23 protein-coding genes and 1 tRNA gene are annotated in these 21519 nt (G+C 62.8%); all 24 read left to right on the forward strand.

What is annotated here, in order from left to right:
• Positions 1 to 26: 26 nt before the first annotated feature.
• The 24 genes from rpmF (at position 27) to KVP70_RS29365 (ending at position 21519) form a co-directional block, all read left to right on the forward strand.
• Positions 27 to 209 (forward strand): 50S ribosomal protein L32, encoded by a 183-nt coding sequence (gene rpmF, locus KVP70_RS29250; protein WP_008449924.1) that lies wholly within the window; start codon positions 27 to 29, stop codon positions 207 to 209.
• Between the two features lie 194 nt (positions 210 to 403).
• Positions 404 to 1465 carry a phosphate acyltransferase PlsX gene (gene plsX / locus KVP70_RS29255; RefSeq protein WP_217945904.1) on the forward strand — a complete coding sequence of 354 codons (1062 nt, stop codon included), beginning with the start codon at positions 404 to 406 and terminating at the stop codon, positions 1463 to 1465.
• A gap of 15 nt (positions 1466 to 1480) precedes the next feature.
• Complete coding sequence (locus KVP70_RS29260; RefSeq protein WP_304515530.1) at positions 1481 to 2467, forward strand: beta-ketoacyl-ACP synthase III; 987 nt, start codon at positions 1481 to 1483, stop codon at positions 2465 to 2467.
• Between the two features lie 98 nt (positions 2468 to 2565).
• Positions 2566 to 3507 (forward strand): ACP S-malonyltransferase, encoded by a 942-nt coding sequence (gene fabD, locus KVP70_RS29265; protein ID WP_217945905.1) that lies wholly within the window; start codon positions 2566 to 2568, stop codon positions 3505 to 3507.
• A 45-nt stretch (positions 3508 to 3552) separates the two neighbouring features.
• Positions 3553 to 4299, forward strand: a complete 747-nt coding sequence (gene fabG / locus KVP70_RS29270; protein ID WP_217945906.1) for a 3-oxoacyl-ACP reductase FabG — start codon at positions 3553 to 3555, stop codon at positions 4297 to 4299.
• Between the two features lie 156 nt (positions 4300 to 4455).
• Positions 4456 to 4695 (forward strand): acyl carrier protein, encoded by a 240-nt coding sequence (gene acpP / locus KVP70_RS29275; protein ID WP_008449912.1) that lies wholly within the window; start codon positions 4456 to 4458, stop codon positions 4693 to 4695.
• A gap of 30 nt (positions 4696 to 4725) precedes the next feature.
• On the forward strand, positions 4726 to 5973 hold the full coding sequence (gene fabF / locus KVP70_RS29280; protein WP_217945907.1) for a beta-ketoacyl-ACP synthase II: 1248 nt from the start codon (positions 4726 to 4728) through the stop codon (positions 5971 to 5973).
• Positions 5974 to 6150: 177 nt separating this feature from the next.
• A complete protein-coding gene (locus KVP70_RS35050; RefSeq protein WP_307730294.1) occupies positions 6151 to 6579 on the forward strand; it encodes a protein YgfX in 429 nt (142 codons plus the stop codon).
• Positions 6580 to 6635: 56 nt separating this feature from the next.
• Positions 6636 to 7259 carry an RNA polymerase sigma factor RpoE gene (gene rpoE / locus KVP70_RS29290; RefSeq protein WP_217945909.1) on the forward strand — a complete coding sequence of 208 codons (624 nt, stop codon included), beginning with the start codon at positions 6636 to 6638 and terminating at the stop codon, positions 7257 to 7259.
• A gap of 87 nt (positions 7260 to 7346) precedes the next feature.
• Positions 7347 to 7661: a sigma-E factor negative regulatory protein gene (locus tag KVP70_RS29295; protein ID WP_217945910.1), complete on the forward strand. Its 315-nt coding sequence runs from the start codon at positions 7347 to 7349 to the stop codon at positions 7659 to 7661.
• A gap of 197 nt (positions 7662 to 7858) precedes the next feature.
• Positions 7859 to 9313 carry a Do family serine endopeptidase gene (locus KVP70_RS29300; RefSeq protein WP_217945926.1) on the forward strand — a complete coding sequence of 485 codons (1455 nt, stop codon included), beginning with the start codon at positions 7859 to 7861 and terminating at the stop codon, positions 9311 to 9313.
• Positions 9314 to 9363: 50 nt separating this feature from the next.
• Positions 9364 to 9609 carry a glutaredoxin family protein gene (locus tag KVP70_RS29305; RefSeq protein WP_217945911.1) on the forward strand — a complete coding sequence of 82 codons (246 nt, stop codon included), beginning with the start codon at positions 9364 to 9366 and terminating at the stop codon, positions 9607 to 9609.
• 246 nt (positions 9610 to 9855) lie between these two features.
• On the forward strand, positions 9856 to 11649 hold the full coding sequence (gene lepA / locus KVP70_RS29310; protein ID WP_217945912.1) for a translation elongation factor 4: 1794 nt from the start codon (positions 9856 to 9858) through the stop codon (positions 11647 to 11649).
• Positions 11646 to 12563: a signal peptidase I gene (lepB, locus tag KVP70_RS29315; RefSeq protein WP_217945913.1), complete on the forward strand. Its 918-nt coding sequence runs from the start codon at positions 11646 to 11648 to the stop codon at positions 12561 to 12563. The genes lepA and lepB overlap by 4 nt, the downstream gene beginning before the upstream one ends.
• A gap of 38 nt (positions 12564 to 12601) precedes the next feature.
• Positions 12602 to 12991: a DUF4845 domain-containing protein gene (locus KVP70_RS29320; protein ID WP_217945914.1), complete on the forward strand. Its 390-nt coding sequence runs from the start codon at positions 12602 to 12604 to the stop codon at positions 12989 to 12991.
• 36 nt (positions 12992 to 13027) lie between these two features.
• Positions 13028 to 13840 (forward strand): ribonuclease III, encoded by an 813-nt coding sequence (gene rnc, locus KVP70_RS29325; protein ID WP_217945915.1) that lies wholly within the window; start codon positions 13028 to 13030, stop codon positions 13838 to 13840.
• An 11-nt stretch (positions 13841 to 13851) separates the two neighbouring features.
• Entirely contained in the window at positions 13852 to 14754 is a 903-nt protein-coding gene (gene era / locus KVP70_RS29330) for a GTPase Era (protein ID WP_217945916.1), read from the forward strand.
• 12 nt (positions 14755 to 14766) lie between these two features.
• Positions 14767 to 15627 carry a DNA repair protein RecO gene (gene recO / locus KVP70_RS29335; protein WP_217945917.1) on the forward strand — a complete coding sequence of 287 codons (861 nt, stop codon included), beginning with the start codon at positions 14767 to 14769 and terminating at the stop codon, positions 15625 to 15627.
• Between the two features lie 21 nt (positions 15628 to 15648).
• A complete protein-coding gene (gene pdxJ, locus KVP70_RS29340) occupies positions 15649 to 16410 on the forward strand; it encodes a pyridoxine 5'-phosphate synthase (protein WP_217945918.1) in 762 nt (253 codons plus the stop codon).
• Positions 16407 to 16802, forward strand: a complete 396-nt coding sequence (gene acpS, locus KVP70_RS29345) for a holo-ACP synthase (protein ID WP_217945919.1) — start codon at positions 16407 to 16409, stop codon at positions 16800 to 16802. Before pdxJ ends, acpS begins: the two co-directional genes overlap by 4 nt.
• Positions 16803 to 16814: 12 nt before the next feature.
• Positions 16815 to 18674: an excinuclease ABC subunit UvrC gene (gene uvrC / locus KVP70_RS29350; protein ID WP_217945920.1), complete on the forward strand. Its 1860-nt coding sequence runs from the start codon at positions 16815 to 16817 to the stop codon at positions 18672 to 18674.
• A gap of 96 nt (positions 18675 to 18770) precedes the next feature.
• Positions 18771 to 19355 (forward strand): CDP-diacylglycerol--glycerol-3-phosphate 3-phosphatidyltransferase, encoded by a 585-nt coding sequence (gene pgsA / locus KVP70_RS29355; protein WP_217945921.1) that lies wholly within the window; start codon positions 18771 to 18773, stop codon positions 19353 to 19355.
• 55 nt (positions 19356 to 19410) lie between these two features.
• Complete coding sequence (locus KVP70_RS29360; RefSeq protein ID WP_217945922.1) at positions 19411 to 21372, forward strand: DUF6351 family protein; 1962 nt, start codon at positions 19411 to 19413, stop codon at positions 21370 to 21372.
• Positions 21373 to 21443: 71 nt separating this feature from the next.
• Positions 21444 to 21519 (forward strand) — tRNA-Gly (locus tag KVP70_RS29365).

The raw sequence follows: 21519 nt of genomic DNA on the forward strand, positions 1-21519 counted from the left end.
GAACTTATGTATTAGGAGTCATTAACATGGCAGTTCAACAGAACAAGAAGTCCCCTTCGAAGCGCGGTATGCACCGTTCGCACGATTTCCTGGTTGCTCCACAACTGGGCATCGAGCCAACCACCGGTGAAACCCACCTGCGTCACCACATCAGCCCTAACGGCTTCTACCGTGGTCGTAAAGTCCTGAAAACCAAAAACGACGAGTAATCGACGCTTTTGCTGGACCCGGAAATAGGCGGTGCTACGTGGATAACTCGCGAAGCATCGCTTTTTCTTTATCATCGGCTGCAATCCTCTTTTGCACACCGTCATTTTGAAACGCGTAGACCTGGAAAGTGTTGGTCCGCAGCTTGCCGCAGCTTGCCTGGTAAGGGCTGGAGCGTGGTACTGAATCAAAACAAATGACAATCAAAATTTCTATCGACTGCATGGGTGGCGATCACGGCCCGTCGGTCACTATCCCCGCCGCTGTTTCCTTCCTCAAACGTGAGTCTGACGCTGAACTGATCTTGGTCGGTTTGGAGGATGTCATCCGCGCGGAACTGAAAAAGCTGCACGCCGACGCGCATCCGCGCATCACCGTGCAACACGCTTCCGAACAAGTCACCATGGACGATCCGCTCGAAGTGGCCCTGCGCCGCAAGAAGGATTCGTCGATGCGCGTCGCCATCGAGCAAGTCAAGGACGGCAAGGCCCAGGCCTGCGTCTCGGCAGGCAATACCGGCGCCTTGATGGCGGTATCGCGCTACGTGCTCAAGACCATGACCGGCGTCGACCGTCCGGCTATCTGCGGCATCATGCCGAACCAGAAAAATGGTCCGACCTATATGCTGGACCTGGGCGCCAACGTCGATTGCGAGCCGCATCACCTGCACCAGTTCGCCATCATGGGTTCGGTGCTGGTCGCGGCCATGGAAAAAATCGAACGCCCGACCATCGGCCTGCTAAACGTCGGCACCGAAGACATCAAGGGCAACGAAGTGGTCAAGGCCACCAGCAAGCTGCTGCAGGCCGACCACGAGCGCGGCGCGCTCAACTTCTACGGCAACGTCGAGGGCAACGACATCTTCAAGGGTACCACCGACATCGTGGTGTGCGACGGTTTTGTCGGCAACGTCACCCTGAAGGCGGTGGAGGGCGTGGCGCGCTTCTTCGGCGACACGCTGCGCACCGAATTCAAGCGCAACCTGCTGACCATGCTGGGCGCCTTGCTCGGGCGCGGCGCGCTGAAGGCGGTCAAGGACCGCTTCCAGCCGTCGCGTCATAATGGCGCCAGCCTGCTGGGCCTGCGCGGCCTGGTGTTCAAGAGTCACGGCGGCGCCGATGCCTATTCATTTGAATGGGCGATCCGACGCGCGTATGATGCTGCAAAAAATGATGTGTTGGGGCATATCTCGGAAATGATCGCCGAGCTCATGCCGCGCAGCACGGATACTCCGGAAGTACCTAGCTCAACTATTTAGTGGACGGTAGACGGCATGACTTTGTACAGCAAAATTATAGGCACCGGCAGTTATCTGCCGGAAAAGCGGGTAAGCAACCAGGATCTGGCTGACCAACTCGCCGCCAAAGGCATCGAGACTTCGGACGAATGGATTGTCAGCCGCAGCGGCATTTCGGCGCGCCACTTCGCCGAGCCTGAGCAGAAATCGTCGGACCTGGCGGTCAACGCCGCCAGGCAGGCGCTGGAGATGGCCGGCCTGGAGCCGAACGACATCGACCTCATCGTGCTGGCCAGCTCGACGCCGGACTTCTTCGGCAGCTTCCCCAGCACCGCCTGCATCGTGCAGAAAAAACTGGGCATCACCAACAGCAGCGCGGCGGTCGACGTGCAGGCCGTGTGCAGCGGCTTCGTCTACGCCGTCTCCACCGCCGACGCCTTCATCCGCGCCGGCGTGCACAAGAACGTGCTGGTGATCGGCGCCGAGGTGTTCTCGCGCATCCTCAATTTCGACGACCGCGCCACCTGCGTGCTGTTCGGCGACGGCGCCGGCGCCATCGTGCTGAGCGCATCGGAAGAGCCGGGCATCCTGGCCACCAAGCTGCACGCGGACGGCCGTCATTCGGACATCCTCAGCGTGCCGGGCTCGGTCGATGGCGGCGCGGTGGCCGGCAGCGCCTTCCTGTACATGGATGGTCCGGCCGTGTTCAAGCTGGCCGTGTCGGTATTGGAAAAAGTCGCGCACGAAGCGCTGGACAAGGCCAATATGACCGCCGACCAGATCGACTGGCTGATTCCGCACCAGGCCAATATCCGCATCATGAACAGCACCGCCAAGAAGCTGGGCTTGCCTCTTGAAAAAATGGTGGTCACCGTCGACCAGCACGGCAATACCTCGGCCGCGTCGATCCCGCTGGCGCTGGACGTCGCCGTACGCGACGGCCGCATCAAGAAAGGCCAGCACATCATGATGGAAGGTGTGGGCGGAGGCTTTACTTGGGGCGCGGTTTTGGCGCGGTTTTAACGGACTGAATTAGAATTAGAGTTCTAACGGGCTCGTCGGTAGCAAGCCTGTCACGATGGCATGCTAGCGTAGCGTTCAATAAAAGAGATGGATGAAGTATGACTAAATTTGCTTTTGTATTTCCAGGCCAGGGTTCGCAAGCGATCGCGATGATGGACGGCTTCGCCGGCAACCCGGTGGTGGCGCAAACCATCGCCGAGGCGTCCGACGCGCTGCAATTCGACCTGGGCAAGCTGATGGTCGAAGGTCCGAAGGAAGAGCTCGACCTGACCACCAACACCCAGCCGGTGATGCTGACCGCCGCGGTCGCCGTCTACCGCGCCTGGCTCGCCGCCGGCGGCCCGCTGCCGTCCATCGTCGCCGGCCACAGCCTGGGTGAATACTCGGCGCTGGTCGCCGCCGGCGTGATCTCGTTCAAGGACGCGGTGCCGCTGGTGCGCTTCCGCGCGCAGGCGATGCAGGAAGCCGTGCCGGTCGGCATGGGCGCCATGGCCGTCGTGCTGGGCCTGTCGGACGACGACGTCCGCGCCGCCTGCGCCGAAGCCGCCGCCGCCGTGGTCGGCGCGGTGGTCGAAGCCGTCAACTTCAACGCGCCGCTGCAAGTGGTGATCGCCGGCGACACCATCGCCGTCGAGCGTGCCTGCGAGATCGCCAAGGCCAAGGGCGCCAAGCGCGCCATGAAGCTGCCGGTGTCGGCGCCGTTCCACTCGTCGCTGCTGAAGCCGGCGTCGGACCGCCTGCGCGAGTACATGGATGGCCTGACGTTCTCGGCGCCGCAGATCGCGCTGATCAACAACGTCGACGTCGCCGTGCTGCATGATCCGGCCAGCATCAAGGATGCGCTGGTGCGCCAGGCCGCCGCGCCGGTACGCTGGGTCGAGACCATGCAGAAGGTCGCCGCCGAAGGCATCACGCAAGTGGTCGAGTGCGGTCCCGGCAAGGTGCTGATGGGCTTGACCAAGCGCATCGACGCCACTCTGGTGGGCGACGCCATCACCGATCAAGCTTCGCTGGAGCGCGTGTTGACCCTGCTTAAGTAAGCGGCCGGGTTTTCAGGCACACTCCCTCAACGTTTAAGGATACAAATGAATTTAGCAAATCAAATTGCCCTGGTAACGGGCGCATCGCGCGGCATCGGCAAGGCCATTGCCCAGGAGCTGGCGCGTCAAGGCGCCCGCGTGATCGGCACCGCCACCACCGAAGCCGGCGCTGAGGCGATCTCGGCCTATCTGGCCGAGTTCGGCGCCGAGGCAGGCAAGGGCATGGTCCTCAACGTCACCGACGCCGCGCGCTGCGCCGCCGTCATCGACGAAATCGGCAAGACCTGGGGCGCCGTCGGCATCCTGGTCAACAACGCCGGCATCACCCAGGACCAGCTGGCCATGCGCATGAAGGACGAGGAGTGGGACAGCGTCATCGCCACCAACCTGAGCTCGGTCGGCCGCCTGTCGCGCGCCGTGCTGCGCGGCATGATGAAGGCCAAGACCGGCCGCATCATCAACATCACTTCGGTGGTGGCGTCCTCCGGCAATCCGGGTCAGATGAACTACGCCGCCGCCAAGGCCGGCGTCGAGGGCATGGGCCGCGCGCTGGCGCGTGAAATCGGCAGCCGCAACATCACCGTCAACAGCGTGGCGCCGGGCTTCATCGACACCGACATGACCAAGGCGCTGGGCGAAGAGCAGCACGCCGCCCTGCTGACCCAGATTCCGCTGGCGCGCCTGGGCAAGCCCGAGGATATCGCGGCGGCCGTGGCCTTCCTGGCGTCGCCGCAAGCGGCGTATATTACCGGTACCACCCTGCATGTGAATGGCGGGATGTATATGAATTGATGTGTTCCGGTGGCGTAAAATCCACCGGTTCTCGTCTTTTAGCAGTGATTTCGGACTAGTTGTAGGCAAATACGCAGCAGCTACCGAAATTAGTTTTTCAGTGCGCAAACCTGATAAAATGCGCGCTTTCCGTAACAAACAAAATGGAGCCATAACATGTCGGATATCGAACAACGCGTTAAGAAAATCGTCGCTGAGCAACTGGGCGTCGCCGAAGCAGACATCAAGATCGAATCCTCCTTCGTTGACGACCTCGGCGCTGACTCGCTGGACACCGTGGAACTGGTGATGGCCCTGGAAGACGAGTTCGAAATGGAAATCCCTGACGAACAAGCAGAAAAGATCACCACCGTGCAGCAAGCGATCGACTACGCTACCGCCCACGTCAAGGCGTAATTTCTGCCCGATCGACTTTAGGAGAATCGCTTGAGAGGTTCTAAAAACCGTCGTGTTGTCATCACCGGCCTGGGCGCCGTGACTCCGGTCGGCAATACTGTTGCCGAATCGTGGGCCGCGATCACCGAGGGTAAATCCGGGATTGCCAACATCACCAAGTTTGATGCGCAAGCTTTCACCACCAAGTTCGCCGGTGAAGTCAAAGGCTTCAATATCGAGGATTACATCCCCGCCAAGGAAGCGCGCCACATGGATACGTTTATCCATTACGGCATGGCGGCCGGCATGCAGTCGGTGCAAGACTCCGGCATTGTCGTCACCGAAGAGAACGCTGATCGTATCGGCGTCATCATCGGTTCCGGTATCGGCGGCCTGCCGCTGATCGAAGAAACCAAGCAAGAGTACGACAAGCGCGGTCCGCGCCGTATCTCGCCGTTCTTCGTGCCTGCCTCGATCATCAACATGATCTCGGGCAACCTGTCGATCAAGTACGGCATGCGTGGTCCTAACCTGTCGATCGTCACGGCCTGCACCACCGGCCTGCACTGCATCGGCATGGCTGCCCGCATGATCGAGTACGGCGACGCCGACGTCATGGTGGCCGGCGGTGCGGAATCGACCGTGTCGCCACTGGGTCTGGGCGGTTTCGCCTCGGCCCGCGCGCTGTCGACCCGCAACGACGATCCAGCGACCGCGTCCCGCCCCTGGGACATGGACCGCGACGGTTTCGTGCTGGGCGAAGGCGCAGGCGTGATGGTGCTGGAAGAGTACGAGCACGCCAAGGCCCGCGGCGCCAAGATCTACGCTGAACTGCTGGGGTTCGGGATGAGCGCTGACGCTTATCACATGACCTCGCCATTGGAAGATGGCAGCGGCGGCAGCAAGTCCGTGATTGCAGCGCTGGCCAACGCCGGCATCAATCCGGACCAGGTGCACTACCTGAACGCACACGGCACGTCGACCCCGCAAGGCGACGTGGCGGAAGTGCAGGGCATCAAGCGCACCTTCGGCGCGCACGCCAAGAACATGGTGATCAATTCGACCAAGTCGATGACCGGTCACCTGTTGGGCGGCGCCGGCGGCCTGGAAGCAGTGTTTACGGTACTGGCGGTACACCATCAGGTGTCGCCTCCGACCATCAACATCTTCAACCAGGACCCTGCTTGCGACCTGGACTTCTGCGCCAACGTGGCCCGTCCGATGAAGATCGAGTATGCAGTCAAGAACTCGTTCGGCTTCGGCGGCACCAACGGTAGCCTGGTGTTCGGCAAGATCTAAAGTCCGTAAAAAGTTCGACTCCGCGTTGAACTAATCCCCGCGAGCCCTGTCAAAACAGGGTGAGCGTGGATTCGGCGCCGGCATTCGCCGGCGCCAGAATTGCCCGGCCCCCGCGGCCGGCGCTTCCGATTGTGATTCCCTGTTTTGTTGCACCGTTGTTGAACGCCTGCTGCTGTCATGTCGATTGCGGTTTCCGTCCTCGTTCGCCCCTCGTCCGGTTTGCGCCTGCTGCATGCCGGCGCGTGTTGCTGCGCGATGGCGTCGGCTGCCGCCTGTCCCGGTTGGTGCGCGCCATTGTGTTGCGTGCTGGCCGGGCTATTTGGCCTGTGGCGTGGACGTCCGTATCGTTTTGCACGTCAGCTTGATATTTCCCCTGTCGGCCAGCTGCGGCTGACGGTATACCGGGAGACGGGAATGGCGCTGCGCCTGCTGGAAGGCTCGACCATATGGCCGGGCTTGCTGATGCTGCGGCTGGGCGACGGCGACGGCAAGGTGCGGCTGGTGACGGTGCTGCCCGACAGCGTAACGGGCGCCGATTGGCGCGCCTTGTCGCTGGCTTGCCGGGCCATCGCCGCACGGGCTGAAATAAAAACGCGAACACTGTGAACTTCTTGCAGCGGGCTAACTCTATAGCATATGGCTATATGATTCGGCCACGCTGCATGCCACCGAGGAATGCAGGAGTGACGACAGAACGTGAGTGCGACCAGGTGCTGGTGGACCGGGTACGGGAGGGTGACAAGCAGGCGTTTGATCTGCTGGTGGCGAAGTACCAACGCCGGCTGATGCGCCTGCTGTCGCGCATCGTCCACGACCCGGCCGAAGCCGAGGATGTGGTGCAGGAGACATTTATCAAGGCCTACCGCGCGCTGCGGCATTTCCGCGGCGACTCGGCCTTTTATACATGGCTGTACCGCATCGGCATCAACACCGCCAAGAATTTTCTGGCGACGCAGGGGCGCCGCACGCCCACGTCAACCGAAGCCGACGCCGAACAAGCCGAAGCCTTTACCGATGGCGAGCATTTGCGCGACATCAATACGCCGGAATCCATGCTGGCAAGCAAGCAGATCGCCCAAACCGTCAACGCGGCGATGGATGCCTTGCCCTTGGATTTACGCACCGCGATCGCCTTGCGCGAGATCGAGGGACTGAGCTATGAGGAAATTTCCGACATCATGGCCTGTCCGATCGGCACGGTGCGCAGTCGCATTTTTCGCGCCCGCGAAGTCATCGCCGAGAAATTGAGGCCTATGCTGGATTTGCCGGTTGACAAGCGCTGGTAAGCGGCGAATGATGGCAAGTGTTATTGGCGTCTGGCAATGCGCCTGCGGCTGGCGTGGCGGACTTGTTTTGACATGGCGGGAAACGCGATGGATACCCAGAAAAGACTGCACGAAAACATCTCGGCGCTGGCTGACGGCGAGTTGGCGGACAGCGAGCGCGAACTGGCCCTGGCGGCGCTGGACGCGGCGGAAGGGCGGGCCGCCTGGCGCGCCTATCATCTGACCGGCGACGTGCTGCGCGACCAGGCCAATGGCGAGCTGAGCGATGGCTTCAGCGCCTCGCTGGCGGCCCGCTTGGCAGCCGAACCTGCCTACCTCCCCGATGCCGCTCCGGCGGGCCGCGCCGCCGATCCTCTGGAGCCAGACCCGGCCGAATCGCCGGCGGATGTCATCTTGCCTTGAAACGCTGACGCTTTTACTATTGCGGGCGCACCATCGGGCAACTTTTCGCTTACCATACGCTAGCCTTAGCCTCGCGCAACTTGCCCGAGGGGTACGTGCATTCCAGAACTTTATAGAGACCGATACTTTCCATGAAAAATAATTTCTCTGTTGGTAGTAAAACTCTTTCCGCGCTGCTGGTCAGCGCAAGCGTATGGATGTCGCCGGCCGTGCTCGGCATGGCGGCCGCGACAGCCGCCGCGCCGGTCACCGGCGCCGTCATCGGCTTGCCGGACTTTGCCGACCTGGTCGACCGCGTCGGCCCGGCCGTGGTCAATATCCGCACCACCGAACGCCTCAAGCTGGGCAGTCGCGGCAACGCCGACGGCCAGCCGGGCGAAGAGGAGATGCAGGAATTCCTGCGCCGCTTCTTTGGCGGCGCCTTGCCGCAGCCGGGCAATCCCGGCGGCAAGGGCACGCCGCGCGGCCGCCGCCAGGCGCCGTCCGACGAGCCGGTGCAGCGCGGCGTCGGCTCCGGCTTCATCCTGTCGGCCGACGGCTACGTGATGACCAACGCCCACGTGGTCGACGGCGCCGACGAGGTGTTCGTCACCTTGACCGACAAGCGCGAGTTCAAGGCCAAGGTGCTGGGCGCCGACGCCCGCACCGACGTCGCCGTGCTGAAGATCGAGGGCGACAAGCTGCCGTTCCTGATCATGGGCGATTCGGACAAGATCCGCGTCGGCGAATGGGTGATCGCGATCGGTTCGCCGTTCAACCTGGAAAACACCGTCACCGCCGGCATCATCTCGGCCAAGCAGCGCGACACCGGCGACTACCTGGCGCTGATCCAGAGCGACGTCGCGGTCAATCCCGGCAACTCGGGCGGCCCGCTGATCAATATGCGCGGCGAGGTGATCGGCATCAACTCGCAGATCGCCACCTTGTCGGGCGGCTACAACGGCATTTCCTTCGCCGTGCCGATCGACGAGGCGATCCGCGTGTCGGAGCAGCTGAAGAAAAGCGGCAAGGTCACGCGCGGGCGCATCGGCGTGCAGATCGGCGAGGTCGGCAAGGAAGTGGCGGAATCGCTGGGCCTGAAGAGCGCGCAGGGCGCCGAGGTGTCGCTGGTGGAGCCGGGCGGTCCCGCCGACAAGGCCGGCATCAAGGCGGGCGACATCATCCTCAAGTTCAACGGCGTGCCGGTGAACCGTTCGTCCGACCTGCCGCGCCTGGTGGGCGGCACGGCGCTGGCCAGCAAGGCCACCGTGACGGTGTGGCGCAAGGGCCAGCAGCTGGACCTGGCGGTGACCGTGGCCGAACTGGAAGCGGACAAGACCGCCAAGGCCGGCAAAGGCAAGGGTAATAAGGGCGAGCCGGAAGCGGTGGCCAAGGCCAACGCGCTGGGCTTGAAGGTCAGTGACCTGACGGTCGAGCAGAAGAAGGATCTGGGCGTCGACGGCGGCGTGGTGGTGGACTCGGCCGAAGGCGTGGCCGGCCGCGCCGGCGTGCTGGAAGGCGACGTGCTGCTGCAATTGAATAACGTCGAAATCAAGGACGCCAAGCAGTTCAACGCGGCCGTGGCCAAGCTCGACGCGAAGAAGGCCTCGGTGCTGCTGGTGCGCCGCGGCGACGTCACGCAGTTCGTTTCCGTGCGTCCTAGCGCCAAGTAAGGAGTTCGCCCCGCCCGTTTCGGCGCGGCGGGGCGCCAGTCAAGCCAGTTATGCATTTCACCCTCTACTCCCGCAGCTACTGCCACCTGTGCCAGGACATGCTGGACGCCCTGATGCGCCTGCAAACGCCGGAACGGCCCATCACCGTCGACGTGATCGACGTCGATGCCGACGACGCCCTGGTGGCCCGTTTCGATGAACTGGTGCCGGTGCTGTACGCCGACCTGTCCCAGCCCGAGCTGTGCCATTACTTCCTGGACGAAGCAAAAGTGCGGCAACTGCTCAAATCTGCTTAATAAATAGGCATTTCCGCGACTTTTTTTGCCCCCGGACCTTAAGCAATATGCATTTCTCACCGCATAAGTCGGCCTTTCCCCTCTGAAATCCGGTAAAATGCGGGGGTAGAAAAGCTTACGTTTTGCTTTTAGTGGCTGTCATCAAGGCGCTCGCCAGGGCATTACCGCCCCGCTCGGAGCGCTTTTTTCGTATTGCGCGCAGTTTCTGCGCCCCGTCGTTTCAAACCCGTTTTTGAATATTTGTTAATGAACAACATACGCAATTTTTCCATCATCGCCCACATCGACCACGGTAAATCCACCCTGGCGGACCGTATCATTCAATTGTGCGGTGGCTTGTCCGAACGCGAGATGGAGTCGCAGGTGCTCGATTCGATGGATCTGGAGCGCGAACGCGGCATTACGATCAAAGCGCAGACCGCGGCCCTGAAATACAAGGCCCGCGACGGCCAGATCTACAACCTGAACCTGATCGACACCCCCGGCCACGTCGACTTCTCCTACGAAGTGTCGCGCTCGCTGTCGGCCTGCGAAGGCGCGCTGCTGGTGGTCGACGCCTCGCAAGGCGTGGAAGCCCAGACCGTGGCCAACTGCTACACCGCGCTCGACCTGGGCGTGGAAGTGGTGCCGGTGCTCAACAAGATCGACTTGCCGAACGCCGATCCGCCGACCGCGATCGCCGAGATCGAAGACGTGATCGGCATCGAAGCCGGCGACGCCGTCCACTGCTCGGCCAAGACCGGCCTGGGCGTGGAAGACGTGCTGGAATCGATCATCGCCAAGGTCCCGCCGCCGAAGGGCGACCCGGACGCGCCGCTGCAGGCGCTGATCGTCGACTCCTGGTACGACGCCTACGTCGGCGTGGTGATGCTGGTGCGCGTGATGAACGGCACCCTCAAGCCAAAAGACAAGATCAAGCTGATGGCCACCGACTCGCTGCAGCTGGTGGAAGACGTCGGCATCTTCGCGCCGCGCTCGGTCTCGCTGCCGCAGCTGTCGGCCGGCCAGGTGGGCTTCATCATCGCCGGCATCAAGGAACTGAAGGCCGCCAAGGTGGGCGACACCGTCACCCTGGCCAACCGTCCCGCCGCCGAGCCGCTGCCGGGCTTCAAGGAAGTGCAGCCGCAAGTGTTCGCCGGCCTGTTCCCGGTCGAAGCCAACCAGTACGACGCGCTGCGCGACTCGCTGGAAAAGCTGAAACTGAACGACGCCGCGCTGATGTACGAGCCGGAAGTGTCGCAGGCGTTGGGCTTCGGCTTCCGCTGCGGCTTCCTCGGCCTGCTGCACATGGAAATCGTCCAGGAACGCCTGGAACGCGAATTCGACCAGGACCTGATCACCACCGCGCCGACCGTGGTGTACGAGGTGGTCATGCGCGACGACAGCATCATCAAGGTGGACAATCCATCGAAGATGCCGGAGCCGACCAAGATCAACGAGATCCGCGAGCCTATCGTCACGGTCAACCTGTACATGCCGCAAGAGTACGTTGGCTCGGTGATCACGCTGTGCATCGGCAAGCGCGGCGTGCAGATGGACATGGCCTACCACGGCCGCCAAGTCAAGCTGGTGTACGAAATGCCGATGGGCGAGATCGTGCTGGACTTCTTCGACAAGCTCAAATCGACCTCGCGCGGCTACGCCTCGATGGACTATGAGTTCAAGGAATACCGCGCCTCCGACGTGGTCAAGGTCGACATGCTGATCAACGGCGAGAAGGTCGACGCGCTAGCCATCATCGTGCACCGTTCCAACTCCGCCTATCGCGGCCGCCAGGTGGCGGCCAAGATGCGCGAGCTGATCCCGCGCCAGATGTTCGACGTGGCGATCCAGGCCGCCATCGGCGTCAACGTGATCTCGCGCGAGAACGTCAAGGCCTTGCGCAAGAACGTGCTGGCCAAGTGCTACGGCGGCGACATCAGCCGTAAGAAGAAGCTGCTGGAGAAGCAAAAAGCAGGTAAAAAACGCATGAAGCAAGTGGGCTCGGTAGAGATTCCACAAGAAGCGTTCCTGGCAATCTTACAAGTGGACGACAAATGAACCTGCAAGTGATCTTAGGTAACTTTGCTTTAATCCTGTTCGTACTGATGGTGATCACCGGTGTGATCTGGTTCCTGGATGTGTTCTACCTGGCCAAGCAGCGCCGTGCCGCCGCCGACCGCGCGCTGGCCGACTACGACGCCCGCAACGCCAAGCTGACCGCCGACGGCATCAAGCTCGACAACCAGGGCAACCGCGCCGCGATCGAGGCCGCGCTGCTGCGCCAGCCGACCTGGATCGAATACTCGGGCAGTTTCTTCCCGGTGATCGCGCTGGTGTTCTTCCTGCGTTCGTTCCTGTACGAGCCGTTCAAGATCCCGTCGTCGTCGATGGTGCCGACCCTGCTGGTGGGCGACCTGATCCTGGTGAACAAGTTCACTTACGGCATCCGCCTGCCGGTGCTGAACCAGAAGATCGTGCAGATCAACAACCCGCAGCGCGGCGACGTAATGGTGTTCAAATATCCGATGGACATGAGCCAGGATTACATCAAACGCGTCATTGGCGTGCCGGGTGATAAAATCACATATGAAAACAAGCGCTTAACGGTGAACGGCGTGGTAGTGAAGTACACGCCGCTGGACGACTACCTCGACGACGAGCACCTGGCCTACAACAAGCAGTTCCAGGAAGACCTGACCGGCGTCAGCCATCGCATCCTCAACAACGAGGCTGCGCCTACGCTGAGCCTGGATGGCGTGAAGAAGTTCCCGTACAGCGAAAATTGCACCTACAAGTATGAAGGCTTCACCTGCGTAGTTCCGCAGGGCAATTACTTCATGATGGGCGACAACCGCGACAACAGTGCGGACAGCCGCTATTGGGGCTTTGTGCCGGACAAGAACATTGTTGGTAAAGCATTCTTCGTGTGGATGAACCTGGGTAACCTGCGCCGCATCGGCAGCATCCACTAACCATCCACGCTCAGCGGGCCACGGCGAAAGGGACTAAGATGCAATCAAGCTTGAAGCAGCAGCAGGGCGTTTCCCTGGTCGGACTGATCTTCGTGTTGGCCGCGCTGGGCTTTGTCGGCGTGCTGGCGCTGAAGATCGTGCCGACCTACACCGAATACCGGGCGATCCAGAACGCCATCGTTACGGCCAAGGCCACCGGCGGTTCCGTGCTGGAGATGCAGAAGTCGTTCGACGCCAACGCCACCACCGGCTACATCAGCTCGATCACCAGCCACGATCTGCTGATCGCCAAGGAAAACGGCGAGTTCGAAATCAGCTTCGCCTACGAAAAGAAAATCCCGCTGGTCGGGCCCGCCAGCCTGTTGTTGGAATACCAGGGCACCACGTCGAAAAACGGCGTGCAGGCCCCGGCCAAGACCGATCAATAAATCAAGCAATCAGATTAAACAGAACCGAACCGTATAATGAATCTTCAGTTATTGCAAAACCGTTTAGGCTATACGTTCCAGGATGCTGGCCTGTTGCAGCAAGCCTTGACGCACCGTAGCCACAGCAGTTTGCATAATGAACGACTGGAGTTCCTGGGTGATTCGATCCTGAACTGCGTGGTGGCGTCCATCCTGTACGAGCGTTTCGTGACGATCGACGAGGGCGACCTGTCGCGCCTGCGCGCCAACCTGGTCAAGCAGCAGTCGCTGTACGAGATCGCGCAAAAGCTGGAGCTGTCGCAGTTCCTGCGGCTGGGCGAAGGGGAGTTGAAGTCGGGCGGTTTCCGCCGTCCTTCGATCCTGGCCGACACGCTGGAAGCGCTGCTGGGCGCGATCTTCTTGGACGCCGGCTTCAACCCCGCGCGCGACGTGATCCGGGCCTTCTACATTCCCATCCTGGAATCGGTGGACCCGCAAACCCTGGGCAAGGACGCCAAGACCCTGCTGCAGGAATTCCTCCAAAGTAAGAAGATTTCACTTCCGCTGTACAATGTGGTTGCCACCCATGGCGCCGCGCACAGCCAGGAATTCGAAATCGAATGTCTGGTGCCCAAGCTGGGCATCCAGGTCTACGGACGCGGCGGCAGCCGCCGCGCCGGCGAACAGGCCGCCGCCAAACTGGCGCTGGAAGTGGCCGAACAAGCGTTGGTGAAGACGCCGGCCGCCGGTCGCAAGTCCAAACCGCGCGCTGCCCAGCTCAAGCTGGCCGGCATCGCCACCGTGCAGACGACCGAGGCCGCGGTTAATCCTGAACCGTCGCCACCGCCTGCCAAAGCAGCAAACAAGTAAAGAGAACTGAAATGAATACCGAAACGACCTCCGCCAACTTCCGTTGTGGCTATATCGCCATCGTGGGCCGCCCGAACGTGGGCAAATCGACCCTGATGAATACGCTGATTGGCGCCAAGGTCAGCATCACCTCGCGCAAGGCGCAGACCACGCGCCACCGCATCACCGGCATCCAGACCCATGACGACGCCCAGTTCATCTACGTCGACACGCCGGGTTTCCAGACCCGCCACTCGAACGCGCTCAACAAGACGCTCAACAAGACCGTCACCAACACCTTGATCTCGTCCGACCTGATCCTGTACGTGATCGAGGCGGGCACCTTCGGCCCGGCCGACCAGCAAGTGATGGACCTGCTGCCGACCGAGATGCCGGTGATCCTGGTGATCAACAAGTCCGACCGCGTCAAGGACAAGGCGGTGCTGCTGCCGTTCGCCCAGCAGGTCGCGGCCAAGTTCAACTTCGCCGCCATCGTGCCGGTGTCGGCCAAGCTGCGCTTCCAGCTGGACGGCCTGGAAAAAGAGATCAAGCGCTTCCTGCCGGAGAACCAGCCTATCTTCGGACCGGACGACATCACCGACCGCAGCGAGAAATTCCTGGCGTCGGAAATCGTCCGCGAAAAACTGTTCCGCTTCGTCGGCGACGAGCTGCCTTACACCAGCACCGTGCTGATCGAGCAGTTCGAGCAGGAGGGCGACCTGCGCCGCGTGTTCGCCGCCATCCTGGTCGAGCGCGACACGCACAAGTCCATGATCATCGGTAACAAGGGCGCTCGCCTGAAGGAAGTTTCCACCCAGGCCCGCCTGGACATGGAAAAACTGTTCGGCGGTCCCGTGTACCTGGAAATCTGGGTCAAGGTCAAATCCGGCTGGGCCGACAACGAAGCGGGTCTGCGCGCCTACGGCTACGAGTAAGAAAGAGGGGCGATGTCCACCACCACGCTAGAGGCCGACATCGCAGCGGCACCGCAGCAGGCCGACCCTGAGGCGGAGCGTGAAGTGGTGCCCGCACCGGCGGCGCCAGCAGCACCAGCAACTCCCAAACGCCCGCGCGCACCGTCGCGCGAGCGCACCTTCGGTACCAAGGTCGCCGGCCAGCCGGCCTTCGTCCTGCACAGTTACCCCTACAAAGAAACCAGCCTCATCATCGACCTGTTCACGCGCGACTTCGGCCGCGTGGCCTTGATCGCCAAGGGCGCCAAGCGGCCGCACTCGCAACTGCGCGGCGTGCTGCAAACCTTCCAGCCGCTGTCGTCCAGCTGGGTCGGCAAATCCGAACTGCGCACGCTGACCGAGGCCGAATGGGTGGGCGGCATGCTGCCGCTGGAAAAGACCGCGCTGCTGTGCGGCTTCTACCTCAACGAGCTGCTGGTCAAGCTGCTGGCGCGCGACGACGCGCACCCGCGCCTGTTCGACCACTACGTCGCCACCCTGAACCAGCTCGCACACAACGAACCTCCGCCCATCGTCTTGAGAAAATTCGAACGGGCCCTACTTAAAGAGACAGGCGTCGCCGCCGAACTGACCCGCTGCGCCGAAACCCGCCGCGCCGTGCAGGCCGACGTGGTCTACGTGGTGGACCCGGAGCGCGGCCCGCGCCCCGAGCGCGCCGCCGATCCGTGGCCGCGCGTGGCCGGCAAGACCCTGCTCGACATGGAACGCGAAGACTACCAGGACGCCGCGACCCAGGCGCAGAGCAAGCAGCTGATGCGCTTCCTGCTGGCGCACCACCTGGGCGGCGCGCCGCTGAACACGCGCCAGATCCTGATTGACTTGATGCAGTTATAACTAGATAAACGGTATAGACTAATGAGCTTCCTGCAACCATCCGGCACCATCATCGACCTCGGCGTGAACATCGACCACGTCGCCACCCTGCGCAACGCGCGCGGCACCACGTATCCGGACCCGATCCGCGCCGCGCTGCTGGCCGAGCAGGCCGGCGCCGACTGCATCACCCTGCACCTGCGCGAAGACCGCCGCCACATCAAGGACGCCGACGTGATCGCGCTGGCGCCCCAGCTGCTGACCCGCATGAACCTGGAAGCCGCCGTGACGCAAGAGATGATCGACTTCGCCTGCCGCATCAAGCCGTCCGACGTCTGCCTGGTGCCCGAGAAGCGCACCGAAGTCACCACCGAAGGCGGCCTCGATGTCGTCACCCACTTCAAGGCCGTGCAGGCCGCCGTCAAGCAGTTGCAGGCTGAAGGCATCCGCGTCAGCCTGTTCATCGACGCCGACGAAGCGCAGATGAACGCCACCGCCGAAATCGGCGCGCCGGTGATCGAGCTGCACACCGGCCGCTACGCCGACACCGAAGGCGCCGAGCAGGCCGCCGAACTGGCACGCATCCATCGCGGCGTGCTGTATGGTGTGTCGAAGGGCCTGAAGGTCAACGCCGGCCACGGCCTGCACTACACCAATGTGCAAGCCATCGCCGCGATTCCGGAAATCGCCGAGCTCAATATCGGCCACGCCATCGTCGCCCACTCGGTGTTCGTCGGCTGGGAAAACGCCGTGCGCGAGATGAAGGCCATCATGGTCTCGACCCGCCTGGGACGGGCCAAGTGATCTACGGCATAGGTACCGACATCTGCAAGATTCCGCGCATCGAGGCGGCGCTGGCGCGCAACGGCGACCGTTTCGCCGCCAAGATCCTCGGTCCGCAGGAGATGGAAAAGTACCTGGCGCGCAAGGCCAAGAACGCGGCGCGCGGCATCCGCTTCGTCGCCACCCGCTTCGCCGCCAAGGAAGCCTTCTCCAAAGCCATCGGCCTGGGCATGCGCATGCCGATGACCTGGCCGGCCGCGCAGATGCTCAACGCGCCCAGCGGCAAGCCGATGATCGTCTGCAGCGGGGTGCTGAAGGAATTCATGGAAAAGAATAAGCTGTCGGTGCAGGTGACTGTCAGCGACGAGGAAGAATACGCCGTCGCCTTCGTCATCGTTGAACAAGCGCAGTGAGAAAATAAGAGTATGACTGAACTGGAAGCCGCGCCCGATCCGCGCGAACAGGTGCTGGCCACCGTCGCCAAGCTGCCCAACCTACCGGGCGTGTACCGCTATTTCGACGCCGACGACAAGGTGCTCTACGTCGGCAAGGCGCGCGACCTGAAGAAGCGCGTCTCCAGCTACTTTCAGAAAAACCTCAGCAGCCCGCGCATCGCCATGATGGTCGAGCGCATCGCGCGGCTGGAGACCACCGTCACCCACAGCGAAGCCGAAGCGCTGATCCTTGAGAATAACCTGATCAAGGCCCTCAGCCCGCGCTTCAACATTCTGTTCCGCGACGATAAGTCCTATCCCTACCTGAAGATCACCGGCGGCGACGCGCCGCGCATGGTCTACTACCGCGGCGCGGTGGACAAGAAGAACCAGTATTTCGGCCCGTTCCCCAGCTCGTGGGCGGTCAAGGAATCGATGCAGATCCTGCAGAAGGTATTCCTGATCCGCACCTGCGAAGACAGCGTGTATGCCAACCGCACCCGCCCATGCCTGCTGCACCAGATCGGCCGCTGCAGCGGGCCGTGCGTGGACCTGATCAGCAAGGAAGACTACAAGGCCGACGTTGAAAACGCTGCGCGCTTCCTGCGCGGCCGCCAGAGCGAGGTGATGGCCGACCTGGAAAAGAAGATGCACGCCTACGCCGGCGAACTCAAATTCGAGCTGGCCGCCGGGGTGCGCAACCAGATCCAGTCGCTGTCGCGCGTGCTGCACCAGCAAAGCATGGAAACCACCGGCGACGCCGACGTCGACATCATCGCCGTGCTGGTGCAGGGCGGGCGCGCCTGCGTCAACCTGGCGATGGTGCGCGGCGGCCGCCACCTGGGCGACCGCGCCTACTTCCCCAACCACATCGGCGACGCCGCCGCGATCGCGGAAGAGCCGATCGAGCTTGAGGTGCTGGCCGCCTTCCTGGTCCAGCACTACACCGAGAAGTTCATCCCCGGCACGCTGATCCTGAACATCGAATTCGACCAGCCGGCGCTGATGCAGGCCTTGCAGGAGCAGTGCGGCCACCGCATCCACCTGATCTTCCAGCCGCAGGACCAGCGCCGCAAATGGCTGGAGCTGGCGCAGAAGGGCGCCGAGATCTCGCTGGCGCGGCTGCTGTCGGAGCAGGGCTCGCAGCAGTCGCGCACGCGCGCGCTGGTGGAGGCGCTGCAGCTGGAGCCGGAAGACATCGACGCGCTGCGCGTGGAATGCTTCGACATCTCGCACACGCAGGGTGAGGCCACGCAGGCCTCGTGCGTGGTGTTCCATCACCACCAGATGCAGAACGGCGAATACCGCCGCTACAACATCAACGACATCACCCCCGGCGACGATTACGCGGCGATGCGCCAGGTGCTGATGCGCCGCTACGAAAAAGTCGCCAACGGTGACGGCGTGATGCCGGACGTGGTGCTGATCGACGGCGGCAAGGGCCAGATCGAAATGGCGCGCCAGGTGTTCGCCGAACTGGGGCTGGACATCAGCCTGATCGTCGGCGTCGCCAAAGGGGAAGGGCGGCGCGTCGGTCTGGAGACGCTGATGTTTGTCGACGGCCGGGCCGCGCAGGAGCTGGGCAAGGAATCGGCGGCGCTGATGCTGGTGGCGCAGATCCGCGACGAGGCGCACCGCTTCGCCATCACCGGCATGCGCGCCAAGCGCGCCAAGACGCGCCAGACCTCGCGCCTGGAGGAAATCGAAGGCATAGGCGCCAAGCGCCGCCAGCGCCTGTTGGCGCGCTTTGGCGGCCTGCGCGGCGTGGTCGACGCCAGCATCGAGGACCTGAAGCAGGTCGAAGGCATCTCCAGCGCACTGGCGGAAGAGATCTACCGCCAGCTCCATTAAGGCGTGCACAACAACAGTGCGCTGGTTTAATGTGCGGCGGCAAGGTAGACTAGCGGCGCATTAACAATTTTCACGGCCGCACTAATTTTCGAGCTTATGCCCTTCAATATACCGATACTGTTGACCTGGTTGCGCGTTGCGCTGATTCCGCTGGTGGTAGGCGTCTACTATCTGCCCACCACCATGCTGCCCGTGGCGGATCAGAACCTGGCGGCCACGCTGGTGTTCATCGTCGCCGCCGTCACCGACTGGTTCGACGGCTTCCTGGCGCGCCGCTGGAACCAGACTTCGGCCTTCGGCGCCTTCCTCGACCCGGTCGCCGACAAGCTGATGGTGGCCGGCGCCCTGCTGGTGCTGGTGCAGCTGGACCGCGCCAACGCCGTGCTGTCGTTCGTTATCATCGGCCGCGAGATCGCCATCTCGGCGCTGCGCGAATGGATGGCGCAGATCGGCGCCTCCAAATCGGTGGCGGTCAGCTCGCTGGGCAAGATCAAGACCACCGCGCAGATGATGGCGATCCCACTGCTGCTGTTCCATGACGTGCTGTGGGGCGCCATCGACACTCAGTTCTGGGGCTCGCGCCTTCTGGAAGTGGCGGCGGTGCTGACGGTGTGGTCGATGTTCTACTACCTGCGCCTGGCCTGGCCGCTGATCAAGGAAAAAGCGGGCACGCTGAACTAGTAACAAAATGCTATGATCTGGTGAGGCTCACCCCATCAGATCAGGAGCACCCGTCATGGCGTTCTGGAGATTCCTGGCCGCTTGCGCGGCAACCGCAATCTGCCTGGCAGCGCAGGCGCAGCAGCAACCCTTCGTCTGCCGCACGCAGGAGGCAGGCCTGGGCCAGCCCAGCGTCGACAACCAGGACGGCGTCGGCCACCCGGTGATCGATGAAAGCAGCGGCGCCATCATCGGTTACAGCCGCAATTGCGCCATCGCCACGCGGGTCCAGTACTTCTACCTTGCCGGCAGCCGCTTCAAGCCTTTCGATCCCGCCACCGGCTACACCACACCGCCACCCGACCTGACGACCATACAGCGCAACGGCGCGGCCGTGCCCTTCGTGGTGCGGGTTGAAGTCGGCACCATCAACCGTTTCGTGTACACCATCGCCATGCTGGCGCCGGTGGCCTGGAACCGCAAGCTGGTGTATTGGCTGGGCGGCGGCGTCGGCATCGGCCACCACCAAGGCTTGCCGCTGTGGTTCAAGCCTGGAGGCTTGAGCGGCAACGAGCGCCAGTTGATGGTCCCCATGCTGGAGCAGGGCTACGCCATCGTTAGCTCGACCGGCAATGAGGCCGGCGTCCACTACAACATGCGCCTTGCCGGGCAGACCGCCATGCTGACCAAGGCCCGCTTTGTCGAAGCGTATGGCGCGCCGCTATTCACCATCGGCCTGGGTGGCTCGGGCGGCGCAGTGCAGCAGTACCTGTTCGCGCAAAACCATCCGGGCCTGTTCGATGGCGGCATTCCGCTCCAGTCGTATCCGGACATGATCACGCAGACCATCCCGATCTCGGATTGCCCGCTGTTGAGTCAATACTTCAAAGACGAGGTGGCGCTCGATCCGGCCTCGCCATGGGCCACATGGAGCAGCCAAATCGCCATCGAAGGCATGAACGCCAGCGACGGCGCGCGCCATGCCTGGACCGGCGCCGCTGGATCGACCGAGTGCATCAACGGCTGGAAGATGGCGATCGTGACGGTGCTGAACCCGCGTTACAAGGACGACCGCTACGAGATCGCCGCGACCTACTACCGCTACCCCGCCGGCGCTTTCGACCATGTCAAATGGACGCACTGGAACGACTTGGCCGATATCTACGGCACCGACAAGCAAGGCTATGCGCCCATCTCCATCGACAACGAGGGCGTGCAGTACGGCCTGAAGGCGCTGGAGCGGGGCGGCATCGGCATCGATGAATTCCTGCGCCTCAACGCCTGTGTGGGAGGCTGGAAGGAGCAGGCCGACTTCGTGGACTGGCAGGGCAAGGACGACCCCTACGACAGCCGCAACATGCTGCGCAGCGCCACCTGCCGCGATTCGCGGGGCGTACCGGCGCCGCGCCGCAGCGGCAGCGTGGAGGCGATGCGCAAAGCCTACGGCTCGGGCCAGGTATTCACCGGCCGGCGCCTCGGCATTCCAATGATCGATCTGCGGCCCTATCTGGAGCCGGAGCTGAACATGCACAACGCGCGCCAGGCCTTCTCGGTGCGGGCCCGCCTGCTGGACGCCAATCGCGCCGAAGCCAGGCGGCAGGTGATCTGGTTCACCCGCTCGGAGGCCGACATGCCGGGCCGGGTGCTGGAAGCCTTGTCGGTCATGGACCGCGTCCTGAGCGGTGGTCCGGCGCCGGCCGAATTCAGCGACCGCTGCATCGATACCGGTGGCGCCGTCATCGCCGCCGGGCCAGCCGCCTGGGACGGCATCCTGGACGCCGGGCCGCCGGGCGCCTGTACCAGGGCCTTCCCGCTGTTTTCCAGCCCGCGCATGGTGGCGGGGGAGTCGATCAAGGGCGACGTCTTCAAGTGCGCGCTGAAGCCGGTAGCGCAGGCGCTGCGGGACGGCGGCTACCCCGCCGGCGTGGCTTGGACGGCGCAGCAACAGGCCTGGCTGCGGCGGATATTCCCGCACGGCGTCTGCGATTACCGCCAGCCGGACCAGGGCCTGCCGTCGGCCTTGGAGCGCAATCGATAAGATTGGCATCAAGGCCATTGACAGATGCCATGGATCATCTATAATGCTGGCCTGTTGTTGATGACAGCGACGCGGGAGTAGCTCAGTTGGTAGAGCGCAACCTTGCCAAGGTTGAGGTCGAGAGTTCGAGACTCTTCTCCCGCTCCA

It is taken from the genome of Duganella violaceipulchra (assembly GCF_019166075.1).
Taxonomy (GTDB): Bacteria; Pseudomonadota; Gammaproteobacteria; order Burkholderiales; family Burkholderiaceae_D; genus Rugamonas; species Rugamonas violaceipulchra.